Here is a 15,063-nt window from a genome sequence, read left to right as displayed (position 1 = left end):
CACCGATCCGGCACACCGGCCCGTCCCGCTTCGGCCCGTCCCGCTCCGGCCCGGCCTGCGCCGGACGGGTGAGCGGGCCCCGCGCCACCGCCGTGTCCCCCGGGCGGGTCAGGCCGGGCCGGTGAGGCTGTGGGGCAGCCCTGCCCCTCCGTCGCACCGGTTGCGAGGTCCGTCCGTGCTCCAGCGCCGTTCCCCCCTGCCGAGGAGGCTGCGCGCGCTGTGCGCGGTCCTGCCCGCCGCCGCCGGACTGCTCCTGCCGCTCGCCGCGTCCCCCGCCGCGTCCGCCGTGCCGCACGGGCCGCGCCCGGCGGTGGTCCGGCCGGCGCACCCGGGCCCGGCGACCGCCGCCCGGCCGGTGGCGGCCGCCGACCCGGCCCCGGCCCCGGGCGCGCCGGAGGGCAGCCGCCTCCCCGGGACCGGCGGCGCCGGCGCCCTCCCGCTGATCGGCCTGGCCGCCCTCGGCTGCGTCCTGGCCGGCCTGCTGGTGCTGCTCTCCAAGGCCCGCCGCCGGCACTGACCCCGCCCCGGGCGGGCACGTCCCGCGCGGCCGGTGCCTCCCGGTAGGTTCGACCCCGTGGAGACTCCGAAGCTGATCCTGCTGACCACCACCCACCGCGTCGCCCCCGGCCTGCTGTCCTGGCCCGCCTGGGAGGCGCTCCGGTCCGCGCCGAAGGTGCTGGCCGGGGTCGCGGACCACCCGCAGCTGGCCGCGCTGCGGGCGGCGGGCGTCGAGCCGGAGGTGATCGAGCGGCCCTCGGCCCCGGCGCTGGCCCGGCGGCTGCTGGCCGAGGCCCCGGCGCTCTGGCTGGAGAGCCCGGACGGCGACCCGGGGCTGACGGACGCGCTGGCCCGGATCGCGGTGGAGGAGGCCGGCGAGCACCCGGAGATCGAACTGCTGCCCGGCTCGTACGACCTGCCGGGCGCCCGGCTGCTGGACCTGGCCTCCGTGATGGACCGGCTGCGCTCGCCCGGCGGCTGCCCGTGGGACGCCGAGCAGACCCACCGGAGCCTGGTGAAGTACCTGGTGGAGGAGGCGTTCGAGCTGGTCGAGGCGATCGAGGAGGGCGACCGGGAGACCCTGCGCGAGGAACTCGGCGACGTGCTGCTCCAGGTGTTCTTCCACGCCCGGATCGCCGAGGAGGACGCCGAGGACCCGTTCTCGATCGACGACGTCGCGGGCGACATCGTCGAGAAGCTGATGTACCGCCACCCGCACGTGTTCGGCGACGTGAGCGTGTCCGGCTCCGCCGAGACCGAGGCCAACTGGGAGCAGCTGAAGGCGGCCGAGAAGCAGCGCGAGTCGGTGCTGGACGGCGTCCCGGCGGGCCTGCCCGCGCTGGCGTACGCGGCGAAGCTGGTGTCCCGGGTGCGGCGGGCGCACTTCACCGCCGTGCCGGACGCGCCGTACGAGCTGCCCGCAGAGCTGACCGCGGAGTCGGCGGGCGAGCTGCTGCTGGCGGTCGCGCAGCGCGGCTACGACCGGGGGGTGGACGTGGACGCGGCGCTGCGGGCGGCGGCCCGCCGCTACCGCGCGGCGGTCCGCTCCGCCGAGGGCCTGCCCGAGAAGTAAGGCCCGAGGAGTAACGAGGAGAGCGCGCTAGCCGGCCAGCGGGACGTCCGCGACGGGCCGGCGCTGGGCCGGGATCACCTCGCCGATGGCCTCGCCGACCAGGGCGAGCAGTTCGGCCAGCGGGTCGAGGTGGAGGGGCAGTTCGGCGAGCTGGACGATCCGCTCGCCGTCCGGCCCGGCCACCGCGAACAGGTCGATCGGGCCGAGGTGCTTGACGGCGGTGTCGACCAGCGCGGCGATGTCCGCCGGGTGGTGGACGTCGCCGGAGACGCCGACCACCGGGCAGCCGGGGCGGTCGAGTTCGGCGGCCAGGTCCTCGGCGACGCCGGGGCGCAGATCGGCGATGAGCAGACCGGCGGCGCCGGCGGCGGAGAACCTGCGGGCCAGGTCGGCCCCCGAGCCTCCGTCGAGCACCGCGATGACCACCACTGCACCGGCTACTCGCATGGTCAGCTCCCCTTTCAGAGCGAACCCGTGGCCGGCCCGCACGCCGCCCACTGTGGTTATCGGAGGATCGTAGGCTCGCCCCGACGCTCCGCAACAGGGAATACCCACCAGGTGACCAGACTCACGCGGTGGCGCTTCCAGATACGGTCAAGACATGCCAGATCAGCCCCACGCCGCCCACCCGCAACTCTTCACCTGGGAGTTCGCGGCCGACCCCTACCCGGCGTACGCCTGGCTGCGGGAGCACGCGCCAGTGCACCGCACCACCCTCCCGAGCGGGGTCGACGCCTGGCTGGTCACCCGCTACGCGGACGCCCGGCAGGCGCTGGCGGACGCCCGGCTCTCCAAGAACCCGGCGCACCACAGCGAACAGGCCCACCGCAGCGGCCGGGTCGGCATCCCCGGCGAACGGCAGGCCGACCTGATGACCCACCTGCTGAACATCGACCCGCCCGACCACACCCGGCTGCGCCGGCTGGTCTCCAAGGCGTTCACCCCGCGCCGGGTGGCCGAGTTCGAGCCGCGGGTGCAGCAGCTCACCGACCGGCTGATCGACTCCTTCGCGGCCCGCGGCGAGGCCGACCTGATCCACGAGTTCGCCTTCCCGCTCCCCATCTACGCGATCTGCGACCTGCTCGGCGTCCCCGAGGAGGACCAGGACGACCTGCGCGACTGGGCCGGCATGATGATCCGGCACACCGGCGGCAAGAGGGGAGGGGTGGGCCGCGCGGTCAAGCAGATCCGCGGCTACCTGGCCGACCTGATCCACCGCAAGCGGGCCGACCTCGGCGACGACCTGATCTCCGGCCTGATCCGGGCCGGTGACCACGGCGAGCACCTGACCGAGAACGAGGCCGCGGCGATGGCCTTCATCCTGCTGTTCGCCGGTTTCGAGACCACCATCAACCTCATCGGCAACGGGATGCACGCGCTGCTGCGCGACCCGGGACAGCGCACCCTGCTGCAGGACTCGCTGGCCCGCGGCGAGTCCGGCCTGCTGGCGACCGGGATCGAGGAACTCCTGCGCTACGACGGCCCGGTGGAGCTGGCGACCTGGCGCTTCGCCACCGCGCCGCTGACCATCGGCGGGGTGGACGTCCCGGTCGGCGACCCGGTGCTGGTGGTGCTGGCCGCGGCGGACCGCGACCCGGCCCGGTTCGCCGCCGAGAACACCCTCGACCTGGCCCGGCAGGACAATCCGCACCTGGGTTTCGGTCACGGCATCCACTACTGCATCGGCGCCCCGCTGGCCCGGCTTGAGGGGCAGCGCGCGATCGGCAGCCTGCTGACCAGGCTCCCGGACGTCCGGCTGGCCGCCGATCCGGCCGAGCTGCGCTGGCGGGGCGGGCTGATCATGCGCGGTCTGCGCGACCTCCCGGTCTCCTTCACGCCCCGCTGACGCCGTTTCAGCACCCGCGACACGCCGCCGTGCTGGGCCGACGACGCGCCGGGGCGGGGGCGCGCGTCGCACTCCCGTCCGGGACGAATCCGGACATACCTGGATCGTTCGTTGACGAAGTGGGAATTTCCGTGATTTCGGCGTGATCATGGTGATATGAGCTTGTGATTGCTCGTCAGCTTTGCTTACTCTCCGACATGCCCGCAGCTGCGGGCCCCGATCGCGGCACGCCGAGTCCTGTCCGCCGCGTCCTCGGGCCACCGACCAGGTACCGGACAGGAGTGGGGGAACCAGTGTGAACGCCGTAGTCCCAACGGCTTGGGGTGAAGCCGCCGAGCAACGGGCGCAAGCGCGCCCGGACCGTCCGGCGGCCGGGCCAGCCTCCCGGTCCGAACCCGACAGCTCACCTCGCAGGCGTGCGGAGAGGATGTCCCGTGCTGTTCACCCACACTGTTCGTCACCCCCGTAGTACCAAGGCCGAGAAGGTCATCGCCGCCGCCGGCGTGGCCTCGGTCGGCCTGGCACTTCCCCTGTTGGCCGCCACCGGAGCGGTCGCGGCACCCGTCGACACCTGGGACCGCGTGGCCCAGTGCGAGAGCGGCGGGAACTGGGGCATCAACACCGGGAACGGGTTCTTCGGCGGCCTGCAGTTCACCTCCTCCACCTGGCGCGCCTACGGCGGCGGCCAGTACGCGGCCCGCGCCGACCAGGCCAGCCGCTCCCAGCAGATCGCGGTGGCCGAGCGGGTGCTCGCCTCCCAGGGCCCCGGCGCCTGGCCGGTCTGCTCCAAGCGGGCCGGGCTGGTCAAGGGCGGCGCGCCCGCCGAGGTGTCCGCCGACACCGCCTCGCGCTCCGAGGAGCGCCCCACCGCGCCCCGGCGGCCGCAGGACTCGCCGTCCAAGCGGCCGGCCGAGACCGCCGCCGACCCCCAGGACGCGCCCCAGGCCCCCCAGCCGGCCCCGCAGGGCGCCGCCGGCGGCTACACCGTCCAGGGCGGCGACACGCTCTCCGCCATCGCCGCCGCGCAGCACGTGGCCGGCGGCTGGGAGTGGATCTACCAGGCGAACCGGCAGCTGATCGGCGCCGACCCCGACCTGATCCTGCCCGGACAGGTACTCGCCCTCTGACGCCGGGGCCCGCACCGGGCCCGGCACCCGGCCCGGCACCCGGCCCGGCATCCGGTCCGGCATCCGGGACGCGAGGCCCGCGGACCTGACGAGGTCCCGCCGCCGCCCTGACGAGGGCCGCGTCCCCTGACGCCCCGTCCGCTCCCGGCGCGCGCCGAGCAGTTCGCGCCACCGGGAGCGGCGGACCGGCCGTCAAACAGGTGAACTACCGGTGAGTAGCCGGGCCACACCGTGAGACGGGGCCCGGCCGGGCGTGGCCGCGGCGCGCTGTGCGGCTAGGCTCTGGTCGTAACGACCACACATCCGCTTCCGCTAGGAGATGCCTCGTGCCGTCCATTGATGTCGTCGTAGCCCGTGAGATCCTCGACTCCCGCGGCAACCCCACGGTCGAGGTCGAGGTCGGTCTCGACGACGGCAGCACCGGTCGCGCGGCCGTCCCGTCGGGTGCCTCCACCGGTGCCTTCGAGGCGCTGGAGCTCCGCGACGGCGACAAGAACCGCTACTTCGGCAAGGGCGTCGAGAAGGCCGTCCTCGCCGTGATCGAGCAGATCGGCCCCGAGCTGGTCGGCTACGACGCCACCGAGCAGCGCCTGATCGACCAGGCCATGCTCGACCTGGACGCCACCCCGGACAAGTCCTCGCTCGGCGCCAACGCGATCCTCGGCGTCTCGCTCGCCGTGGCGCACGCCGCCTCCGAGGCCAGCGACCTGCCGCTGTTCCGCTACCTGGGCGGCCCGAACGCCCACGTGCTGCCCGTCCCGATGATGAACATCCTCAACGGCGGCTCGCACGCGGACTCCAACGTCGACATCCAGGAGTTCATGATCGCCCCGATCGGCGCGGAGTCCTTCTCCGAGGCCGTCCGCTGGGGCGTCGAGGTCTACCACACCCTCAAGGGCGTGCTGAAGGAGCGCGGGCTCTCCACCGGCCTGGGCGACGAGGGCGGCTTCGCCCCGAACCTGGACTCCAACCGCGAGGCCCTCGACCTCATCACCGAGGCCATCAAGAAGGCCGGCTACACCCCGGGCAAGGACGTCGCGCTCGCCCTGGACGTCGCCGCCTCCGAGTTCCACAAGGACGGCGCCTACCAGTTCGAGGGCAAGGCGCTCTCCTCCGCCGACCTGATCTCGTACTACGCCGAGCTGGTCGCCGACTACCCGCTGGTCTCCATCGAGGACCCGCTGGACGAGTCGGACTGGGACGGCTGGAAGGCCATCACCGACGCGCTGGGCGACAAGGTCCAGCTGGTCGGCGACGACCTGTTCGTCACCAACCCGGAGCGCCTGCGCAAGGGCATCGAGACCGGCACCGCCAACGCCCTGCTGGTCAAGGTCAACCAGATCGGCTCGCTCACCGAGACCCTGGACGCCGTCGAGCTGGCCCAGCGCAACGGCTACCGCTGCATGATGTCGCACCGCTCCGGCGAGACCGAGGACGTCACCATCGCCGACCTCGCCGTCGCCACCAACTGCGGCCAGATCAAGACCGGCGCCCCGGCCCGCTCCGAGCGCGTCGCCAAGTACAACCAGCTGCTGCGCATCGAGGAGATCCTCGACGACGCCGCCGAGTACGCGGGCCGCTCCTCCTTCCCGCGCTTCCGCCCCGCGGACAAGTAAGCACAGTCGCTCCGCGGACAAGTCAGCACAGTCGCCCCGCGGACAGGTCAGCACAGCAAGGGCTGAACCCCGCGACGGGCGGACGCCTGTTGTGACCGGTGCCCCGGCTCCCACCGCGTAGGGTGGGGGCCGGGGCACCGGCATGCGCAGGAGGGGTGAGCAGATGGCCAAGTGGAGGATTCCCGGGTTGGCGGCGCGACCGCGCTTCACCAGCCGGGCCACCGTGCTGGTGCTCGTGCTCTGCTCGCTGGTGGCGATACTGGCCTACCCCGCCCGGCAGTACATCGCCCAGCGCGGCGAGATCGCCGACCAGCGGGCCAAGGCCGAGCACGCCCGCCGGCAGGTCGACGAGCTGCGCCGGGAGAAGGCCCGCTGGCAGGACCCGGAGTACGTCAAGGCGCAGGCCCGCGAGCGGCTGCACTACGCGCTGCCCGGCGAGACCCCGTTCGTCTCGGTCTCCCCGCCGCCCGCGCCCGGCGCCAAGCCCTCCTCGACGGACGCCGCGGCCGGCCGTCCGAAGGCCGTCAAACCCTGGTACGCCGCGCTCTGGGACTCGGTGGACGCCGCCGACGCCGCGGCGCCCGCACCGCAGCCGGCCCCCTGACGCCCCACCCGTCCCTCACCACCCCTCGCCGCCCCTTGCCCACCCCGCCCCCTCGGACGAACAGACTCCTGACCTGATGAGCAACCAGAACCCTCCCGCGTCCGACGCCCCCGAGGTGTCCGACCGCGACGTCGCCGCCATCGCCGCCCAGCTCGGCCGGGTCCCGCGCGGGCTGCGCGGCGTCGCCCACCGCTGCCCGTGCGGCAACCCGGACGTGGTGGAGACCGCGCCCCGGCTGCCCGACGGCACGCCGTTCCCGACGTTCTACTACCTGACCTGCCCCCGGGCCGCCTCGCTGATCGGCACCCTGGAGGCGGACGGCGTGATGAAGGAGCAGACCGCCCGGCTCGCCGAGGACCCGGAGCTGGCCGCCGCCTACCGCGCGGCGCACGAGGACTACATCGCCCGCCGGGACGCCGTCGAGGTGCTGGAGGGCTTCCCCAGCGCCGGCGGCATGCCCGATCGGGTCAAGTGCCTGCACGTGCTGGTCGGGCACTCGCTGGCCGCCGGGGAGGGCGTCAACCCGCTCGGCGACGAGGCGATCGGGATGCTGGAGCAGTGGTGGGCCAAGGGCCCGTGCGTCAGCGACGCCGAGGTCGAGGCGGCCGGCGAGCGGGTCGCCCGCAACCGGGCCAAGGCCAGGGACCACGACGCGGTGATCGCCGCCAAGGAGGCACTGAGTGCCGAGCGGGCGGCCCGCAAGGCCGCCGGGGCCGGGCCGGAGGACGAGTCGTGAGCCAGACCCGGGTCGCCGCGATCGACTGCGGCACCAACTCGATCCGCCTGCTGATCGCCGACCTCGACCCGGAGACCGGCGCGATCACCGACCTGGACCGGCGGATGCTGATCGTCCGGCTCGGCCAGGACGTCGACCGCACCGGCCGGCTGCACCCCGAGGCGCTGGCCCGCACCTTCGCGGCCTGCCGCGAGTACGCCGAGGTCATCGCCGCGCACGGGGTCGCCCCGGAGCGGGTCCGGATGGTCGCCACCTCCGCCTCCCGGGACGCCGAGAACGCCGCCGAGTTCACCGCCGGGGTCAAGGAGATCCTGGGCGTCGAGCCGAGCGTGGTCAGCGGCGACGAGGAGGCCCGGCTCTCCTTCACCGGCGCCACCCGCGAACTGCTCGGCGGCCCGCACCGCCCGCCCTACCTGGTGTTCGACCTGGGCGGCGGCTCCACCGAGTTCGTGCTCGGCGAGCAGGACGTGCGGGCCGGGTACTCGATGGACATCGGCTGCGTCCGGATGACGGAGCGTCACTTCGCGGGCGGGCAGCCCACCGAGGCGCAGATCGAGGCCGCCCGGGCCGACATCCGGGCCGCGCTGGACACCGTCGCCGGGACCGTCCCGCTGGACTCCGGCGCCACCCTGGTCGGCCTGGCCGGCACCGTCACCACCGTGGCCGGGATCGCCCTGGAGCTGCCCGGCTACGACTCCGAGCGGATCCACCACGCGGTGCTGGACGTCGCCCAGGTGCGGGAGACCGCCCGGTGGCTGCTGCACTCGTCGCACGCCGAGCGGGCCGCCGTCCCGGTCATGCACCCCGGCCGGGTGGACGTGATCGCGGCGGGCGCGCTGGTCCTGCTGGAGATCATGGAGCGCACCGGGGCCGCCGAACTGCTGGTCTCCGAGCACGACATCCTCGACGGGATCGCCTGGTCGATCCCCTGACCCGGGGCCGTCCCGGGAGGCCCCCGCAAGGGCCTTCCGGGTCCCTTCCGGGGCCCTCCGGGGGGTTCCCGGGGGGCCTGCGGCGTGTCGTCCGAAGAAGCTTCGTGAATTTCTTCACATGGCAATCCAGCCTTTCGTCGCACCTGGGTGTCCACTCCGTCCGAAATGTGGGACCGAAGGCGCCGTCGGCGGCTCGCGCATGGGATCGCAGGCAACCTGCCGTTCATCCCGGAGAAATCGAAACCCCGCTCGGGAACCCGCACGGCACAAGGATCGTTGCTGCTCAGCGCGGCACCGAGTGCCGGGCCGGTCGCGGAGGGCGGTCGGCGGGCCCGGAACGGGCCGCCGGGGGCCGAAATGCGGGCGCGTAGTGTAGCACGAGGTGTCCAGGAGCTTGTGACGGGCCTCACGAATGCTCCGTCAGGCGGGGGTGGATACTTTCGGATATGAGCACCACGGAGCGTCCTCGCATCCTCATTGTCGGCGGTGGTTACGTCGGCCTGTATGCCGCGATGCGCATCCTCAAAAAGATGCGCTACGGCGAAGCGACCGTCACGGTCGTCGACCCGCGGTCGTACATGACGTACCTGCCCTTCCTTCCCGAGGCGGCCGGCGGCAACGTCGCGCCCCGCAACCTCGTCGCGCCGCTGCGCAGCGCCCTCAAGAAGGCGGAGGTGCTCACCGGTCACGTGACCGAGGTGGACCACGCCCGCAAGGTCGCCACCATCCAGCCCGCGGCGGGCGACTCCTACGAACTGCCCTTCGAGTACCTGGTCGTCGCGACCGGCTCGGTCTCCCGGACCTTCCCGATCCCGGGTCTGGCGGAGCACGGCATCGGCATGAAGACGGTCGAGGAGGCGATCAGCCTCCGCAACCACGTCATGGCGCAGCTCGACAAGGCCGAGTCCACCACGGACGAGGACGTCCGGCGCAAGGCCCTGACCTTCGTGGTCATCGGCGGTGGCTTCGCCGGCATCGAGACCGTCGCCGAGATCGAGGACATGGCGCGCGACGCCGCCAAGATCTACAAGACCGTCAGCCGGGACGACATGCGCTTCGTCGTGGTGGAGGCGGCCAACCGCATCCTCCCCGAGATGGGCCCCGACCTGGGTCTGTGGACCAAGGGCCGGCTGGAGGAGCGCAACATCGAGGTCTACATCGAGACCTCGATGGACTCCTGCGTCGACCAGCACGTGGTGCTGAAGAACGGCATGGAGTTCGACGCCTCCACCATCGTGTGGACCGCCGGCGTCAAGCCCAACCCGGTCGTCAACCGCTTCGGCCTCCCGCTCGGCCCGCGCGGCCACGTGGACACCGCGGCGACCCTCCAGGTCCAGGGCTTCGACTACGTCTGGGCGGCCGGCGACAACGCGCAGGTCCCCGACCTGGCCGCCGGTGAGGGTGCCTGGTGCCCGCCGAACGCGCAGCACGCGGTCCGCCAGGCCGCCGTCCTCGGTGACAACGTCATCGCGGGCATGCGCGGCTTCCCGCAGGCCGAGTACAAGCACAAGAACCTCGGCGCGGTGGCCGGCCTCGGCCTGCACAAGGGCGTGGCGATCCTGTTCGGCAAGGTCAAGCTCAAGGGCCGCCTGGCCTGGTGGTTCCACCGCGGCTACCACGGCGCGATGGTCCCGACCATGAACCGCAAGATCCGGGTCTTCACCGACTGGACCCTGGCGATGTTCCTCAAGCGCGAGACGGTCGGCCTCTCCGAGATGGAGAAGCCCTTCGACGCCTTCCAGGAGGCGACCGCCCCCGCGCCGAAGCCCGCCGCCGCGGCCGAGCCCGCCAAGGAGCTCGCCGCGAGCAAGTAAGCGACCAGACCCGACACAGGTCGGGTTCGAGTCGGAGGCCCTCCGCCCGGCAGCGCCGCCGGACCACGACCTCCGTGGTGCTCAGCCGGCCCCGCCACCGGGCGGAGTAAGCACATAGGTGACGCGAAGGCCCCCACCCTCCACCGGGTGGGGGCCTTCGGGCGTTCCGGGGCCCGTGGCCGGGCCGCCACCCCGGCCCGGGGGGCCCGTGACCGGGCCATCACCCCAGGTCACCGAGGGTGGGCAGGAGAGTGCCCAGAGCCGGACTCGAACCGGCACGGCCTCACGGCCAAGCAGTTTTAAGCTGCCCGTGTCTGCGTTCCACCATCTGGGCCTGGGAGCGCGGCGAACTCAGTCACTGAGCCTAGTCGGCCGGGCGAGTGTTTCGCATATTTCCCGGGACGGAAGTTGTCATGCTTCCATGCCATCTGACGAAGCGTCCGCCGTTTCGGCCACCCGGCGGCGGTTCTCGGCCACCCGGGCCCCGGGCGGAGGTCGGGGGAGGGGTCATCCCGCAGGAGGAGACGGCGGGAGGGGCCGTACGCCTGGCGGCGGTGGGGCAACCGTTCGGCGGAGCGACGTGGGCGGGCCCGGGCGGCGGTGAGGATGGAGTAGCGGTCGGAGGAGCCTTCCCGTCGGTCGCGCCGTGACGAACCCCGACCCTCCGGACAGGAGTCCCCACCGTGAGCACCTCGACCGCGTACGCAGCCCACACCGGCCTGGCGGCGGCCCGCGCCACCGGTCTGAACAAGGTCTACGGCGAGGGCGAGACCCGCGTCGTGGCGCTGGACGACGTCTCGGTCTCCTTCGGGCGGGGCGAGTTCACCGCGATCATGGGGCCGTCCGGCTCCGGCAAGTCGACGCTGATGCACTGCATGGCCGGGCTGGACAAGGTCACCTCGGGGTCGGCCACGATCGGCGAGACCGAGCTGGTCGGGCTGAGGGACAAGCAGCTGACCAAGCTCCGCCGGGACAAGATCGGCTTCGTCTTCCAGGCGTTCAACCTGCTGCCCACGCTGACCGCGCTGGAGAACATCACGCTGCCGATGGACATCGCGGGCAGCAAGGTCGACCGGGCCTGGCTGGACCGGGTGGTGGAGACGGTCGGCCTGTCCGGCCGGCTCTCGCACCGCCCGGCCCAGCTCTCCGGCGGCCAGCAGCAGCGGGTGGCGTGCGCCCGGGCGCTGGCCTCCAAGCCGGAGATCATCTTCGCCGACGAGCCCACCGGCAACCTGGACTCCCGCTCCGGCGCCGAGATCCTCTCCTTCCTGCGCAACTCGGTGCGCGAACTCGGCCAGACCGTGGTGATGGTGACGCACGACCCGGTGGCCGCCTCGTACGCGGACCGGGTGGTGTTCCTGGCCGACGGCCGGATCGTCGACGAGCTGTTCGGTCCGACCGCCGACACCGTCCTGGACCGGATGCGCCGCTTCGACGCCAAGGGCCGCACCAGCTGACCCCGCGTCAGCCGCGTCCGCCGCGTCAGCCCCCGTCGAACCGACCGCACCCCTCTCCCCAGGACTGACCCCCATGCATCGCACCGCACTGCGCAACGTGCTGGCCCACAAGGGCCGACTCCTGATGACGGTACTGGCCGTGCTGCTGGGCACCGCCTTCGTGGCCGGCACCCTGGTGTTCTCCGACACCATGGGCCAGGCCATGCGCAACAGCTACTCCACCAGCTTCTCGGACGTCTCGGTGCTGGTCTCCGCCACCGGCGCGGACGACGGCGGCCCCGCCGACGGCGACGCCCCGCGGCCGGAGCGGAACTCGCTGACCCAGGACACCGTCCAGCAGCTGGCCGCGCTGCCCGGCGCCGAGCGGGCCCGCGGCGTGGTCTCCGGCTTCACCGGCGTCGCCGACAAGAAGGGCGACCTGGTCGGCCAGGTCTGGGGCGCCCGCGGTGCCAACTTCGTCCCGGACGCCTCCGGCGCGGACACCCGCTACCCGATGGCCGAGGGCCGCGGACCGCGCGCCGAGGGCGAGATCGCGCTGAACCGGCAGGCCGCCGACAAGGCCGGCTACCACCTCGGCGACACCGTCCGGGTGGCCGGCAACGGCGCCGCCCGGGACGCCGTGCTGACCGGCGTCTTCACCACCGACGACCCGCAGGTCACCTCCGGCGGCACCCTGGTGCTGATGGACACCGCCACCGCCCAGCGGGAGCTGCTGGAGCCGGGCCGGTTCAGCTCGGTGGTGCTCACCGCCAGGGCCGGCACCTCCGAGCGGGCGCTGCTGGAGCAGGCCCGGGCGAAGACCGGCACCGACGGCGTCGAGCTGCAGACCGGCCAGGAGCTCAAGGACGAGCAGACCCGGATGGTCGCCGACTCGGTCAGCAACACCAAGACCATGCTGCTGGTGTTCGCCGGCATCTCGCTGTTCGTCGGCGTCTTCATCATCGTCAACACCTTCACCATGCTGATCGCCCAGCGGCTCCGGGAGCTGGCGCTGCTGCGGGCGGTCGGCGCCAGCCGCGGCCAGGTCACCAGGTCGGTGCTGGTGGAGGCGCTGGCGATCGGCCTGGTCGCCTCGGCCGGCGGCCTGCTCGCGGGCGTCGGCATCGGCGCGGGCCTGCAGTCCCTGCTGCACGCCTTCGACGAGGGCATGCCCACCGGCTCGCTGGTGGTCGCCCCGGCGACGGTGGTCGCCACCCTGGTGGTCGGCGTGGTGGTCACCGTGCTGTCGGCGCTGCTGCCGGCCGTCCGGGCCTCCCGGATCCCCCCGGTGGCGGCGATGAGCAGCGGCGAGCAGCCCAGCACCCAGCGCGGCCTGCTGATCCGCAACACGATCGGGGTGCTGCTGGCCGGCGCCGGGCTGGGCCTGATCCTGGCCGGTGCGAACGGCAGCGGCTCGGGCGCCCAGCACCTGCTGGAGCTCGGCGCCCCGGTCACCCTGATCGGCGTGTTCGTGCTGCTGCCGCTGCTGTCGCGGCCGGTGATCGCGCTGGTCGGCCCGGTGCTGGCCCGGCTGTTCGGCACCCCCGGCAAGCTGGCCCGGCTGAACGCGGTGCGCAACCCGCGCCGCACCGCCAGCACCGCGGCCGCGCTGACCATCGGCCTGACCCTGGTCACCGCGCTGACCGTGATCGGCAACTCGGTCACCAGCGCCGTCACCTCGATGGTCGCCGGGTCGATGAGGGCCGACTACGTGGTCGCCATGGCCAACGGCCGCCAGCTGTCCCCCGAGCTGACCGGGCTGGTGGCCGGGGCGAAGGGCGTCAAGGCGGTCAGCCGGGTCGACAACGTCTGGTGGCACCTGGACGGCTCCGACCAGGCCAAGGCGATCGAGGGCTACGACGCCGACACCTTCGACCAGTTGGTCGGCCTGACCATGGCCTCCGGCTCCACCGGGGCGCTCAAGCAGGGCCAGGTGCTGGTGAACGACGAGTTCGCCGCCACCCACCACCTCGCGGTCGGCTCCACCCTGTCGGCCACCGCCCCGAAGGGCCAGGCCGTGACGCTCACCGTCGGCGGCGTCTTCGAGCGCAACGACGGGGTCTCCCCGGTGCTGGCCCCCAACCAGCTGGTCGAGCGCTACGACCCCGACCCGCTGGTCCAGCAGATCCTGGTGAAGGGCGTCGACGGCCCGACCGACGCGCTGAAGCAGTCGATCAAGGACGCCACCGGCCGCAACCCGGTGATGGAGGTCCGGACCATGAAGGACATGGTCGACGAGTTCAGCCGGATCATCTCGACCATGCTCAACCTGATGTACGGCCTGCTCGGCATGGCGGTGGTCGTCGCGGTCCTCGGCGTGGTCAACACGCTCGCCATGTCGGTGTTCGAGCGCAAGCGCGAGATCGGCATGCTGCGGGCGATCGGCCTGGAGCGGCGCGGCATCAAGCGGATGATCCGCCTGGAGTCCGTGGTGATCTCGGTCTTCGGCGCCTTCGTGGGTGTCCTGCTCGGCTGCTTCCTCGCCTGGGCCGCGACCCGGACCCTGGCCTCCGAACTGAAGGGACTGACCACCGTGATCCCGTACGGCAGCGTGCTGCTCTTCCTCGCCCTCGCCGCCCTGGTCGGCATGGTCGCCGCCCTCTGGCCGGCCCGCCGGGCCGCCCGGATGGACATCCTGACCAGTATCAAGACCGACTGACCCGACGCCGGGAAGCCGCCCGTCCCGGTTGCGGGGCGGGCGGCTTCCCGGTGCCGGACCGGTCAGCGGGTCTCGATCGCGACCTTCTCGATCACCACGTCCTGCACCGGGCGGTCGTTGCGCGGGTTGGTCGCGGTGGTGGCGATCGCGTCGACGACCTTCCGGCTGGCCTCGTCCGCGACCTCGCCGAAGATGGTGTGCTTGCCGGTCAGCCAGCTGGTCGCGCCGACCGTGACGAAGAACTGCGAACCGTTGGTGCCCGGGCCCGCGTTGGCCATCGCCAGCAGGTACGGCTTGGTGAAGGCCAGGTCCGGGTGGAACTCGTCGGCGAACTCGTAGCCCGGGCCGCCGGTGCCGTTGCCCAGCGGGTCGCCGCCCTGGATCATGAAGCCCTCGATGACCCGGTGGAACACCGTGCCGTCGTACAGCGGCTCGTTGCTGGGCTGCCCGGTGTTCGGGTCGGTCCACTGGCGCTCACCCGTCGCCAGCTCCACGAAGTTCTTGACCGTCTTGGGCGCGTGGTCCGGCAGCAGCCGGATCACGATGTCGCCCCTGTTGGTCTTCAGCGTGGCGTACAGCTCCTCGGCCATCGGGGGCCGCCTTTCTGGGTATGCGTCAGTTGCGCCACCCACCCTGCCCCCTCGGTGGCCCCCCGCGCAGCCGACACGGATCATCCTCACGACCGACGCGGAATACTTTGCCAAACCATTACTCTTGTGCTCT

General features: G+C 72.9%; 13 protein-coding genes, 1 tRNA gene and 1 riboswitch. Of the genes, 11 read left to right on the top strand and 3 right to left on the bottom strand.

The genetic code is table 11. The features are described from left to right. Positions 1-175 precede the first annotated feature (175 nt). Complete coding sequence (locus tag ACIP60_RS10770; protein ID WP_400682218.1) at positions 176-517, top strand: hypothetical protein; 342 nt, start codon at positions 176-178, stop codon at positions 515-517. 57 nt (positions 518-574) lie between these two features. After that, the gene (locus tag ACIP60_RS10765; protein ID WP_400682216.1) at positions 575-1,570 is read left to right on the top strand and encodes a MazG family protein; all 996 of its coding nucleotides are present in this window, start codon (positions 575-577) and stop codon (positions 1,568-1,570) included. A 27-nt stretch (positions 1,571-1,597) separates the two neighbouring features. Here ACIP60_RS10765 and ACIP60_RS10760 read toward each other — a convergent pair whose 3' ends face one another. Next, positions 1,598-2,017: an SDR family NAD(P)-dependent oxidoreductase gene (locus tag ACIP60_RS10760; protein ID WP_400682214.1), complete on the bottom strand. Its 420-nt coding sequence runs from the start codon at positions 2,015-2,017 to the stop codon at positions 1,598-1,600. 154 nt (positions 2,018-2,171) lie between these two features. On the opposite strand from ACIP60_RS10760, the gene ACIP60_RS10755 reads away from it, so the two are divergent. The 7 genes from ACIP60_RS10755 (at position 2,172) to ACIP60_RS10725 (ending at position 10,245) form a co-directional block, all read left to right on the top strand. Then, positions 2,172-3,416, top strand: a complete 1,245-nt coding sequence (locus ACIP60_RS10755) for a cytochrome P450 (RefSeq protein ID WP_400682212.1) — start codon at positions 2,172-2,174, stop codon at positions 3,414-3,416. A 232-nt stretch (positions 3,417-3,648) separates the two neighbouring features. Continuing rightward, a riboswitch (cyclic di-AMP (ydaO/yuaA leader) is annotated at positions 3,649-3,847 on the top strand. Positions 3,848-3,850: 3 nt separating this feature from the next. Next, positions 3,851-4,543: a transglycosylase family protein gene (locus tag ACIP60_RS10750; RefSeq protein WP_400682211.1), complete on the top strand. Its 693-nt coding sequence runs from the start codon at positions 3,851-3,853 to the stop codon at positions 4,541-4,543. A gap of 326 nt (positions 4,544-4,869) precedes the next feature. After that, a complete protein-coding gene (eno, locus tag ACIP60_RS10745; protein ID WP_400682210.1) occupies positions 4,870-6,159 on the top strand; it encodes a phosphopyruvate hydratase in 1,290 nt (429 codons plus the stop codon). Between the two features lie 163 nt (positions 6,160-6,322). Next, positions 6,323-6,763 (top strand): septum formation initiator family protein, encoded by a 441-nt coding sequence (locus ACIP60_RS10740; protein WP_100836595.1) that lies wholly within the window; start codon positions 6,323-6,325, stop codon positions 6,761-6,763. A 76-nt stretch (positions 6,764-6,839) separates the two neighbouring features. Then, positions 6,840-7,499, top strand: a complete 660-nt coding sequence (locus tag ACIP60_RS10735; RefSeq protein ID WP_400682209.1) for a DUF501 domain-containing protein — start codon at positions 6,840-6,842, stop codon at positions 7,497-7,499. Further along, positions 7,496-8,431 carry an exopolyphosphatase gene (locus tag ACIP60_RS10730; protein ID WP_400682207.1) on the top strand — a complete coding sequence of 312 codons (936 nt, stop codon included), beginning with the start codon at positions 7,496-7,498 and terminating at the stop codon, positions 8,429-8,431. The genes ACIP60_RS10735 and ACIP60_RS10730 overlap by 4 nt, the downstream gene beginning before the upstream one ends. A gap of 446 nt (positions 8,432-8,877) precedes the next feature. Continuing rightward, positions 8,878-10,245 carry an NAD(P)/FAD-dependent oxidoreductase gene (locus ACIP60_RS10725; protein WP_100836592.1) on the top strand — a complete coding sequence of 456 codons (1,368 nt, stop codon included), beginning with the start codon at positions 8,878-8,880 and terminating at the stop codon, positions 10,243-10,245. Between the two features lie 252 nt (positions 10,246-10,497). Here the strand turns inward: ACIP60_RS10725 and ACIP60_RS10720 are convergent. Further along, positions 10,498-10,579, bottom strand: a tRNA-Leu gene (locus ACIP60_RS10720). Positions 10,580-10,928: 349 nt separating this feature from the next. On the opposite strand from ACIP60_RS10720, the gene ACIP60_RS10715 reads away from it, so the two are divergent. Both ACIP60_RS10715 and ACIP60_RS10710 read left to right on the top strand, forming a co-directional pair. Beyond that, complete coding sequence (locus tag ACIP60_RS10715) at positions 10,929-11,702, top strand: ABC transporter ATP-binding protein (protein WP_400682206.1); 774 nt, start codon at positions 10,929-10,931, stop codon at positions 11,700-11,702. A 73-nt stretch (positions 11,703-11,775) separates the two neighbouring features. After that, entirely contained in the window at positions 11,776-14,340 is a 2,565-nt protein-coding gene (locus tag ACIP60_RS10710) for an ABC transporter permease (RefSeq protein WP_400682205.1), read from the top strand. 62 nt (positions 14,341-14,402) lie between these two features. Here the strand turns inward: ACIP60_RS10710 and ACIP60_RS10705 are convergent, their stop codons facing one another. Further along, positions 14,403-14,930: a peptidylprolyl isomerase gene (locus tag ACIP60_RS10705; protein WP_400682204.1), complete on the bottom strand. Its 528-nt coding sequence runs from the start codon at positions 14,928-14,930 to the stop codon at positions 14,403-14,405. Positions 14,931-15,063 lie beyond the last annotated feature (133 nt).

The organism is Kitasatospora sp. NPDC088783, from assembly GCF_044750705.1.
Taxonomy (GTDB): Bacteria; Actinomycetota; Actinomycetes; order Streptomycetales; family Streptomycetaceae; genus Kitasatospora; species Kitasatospora fiedleri.
The sequence above is the reverse complement of the archived record's forward strand: the minus strand, read 5'-3'. Positions and strand labels throughout refer to the sequence as shown.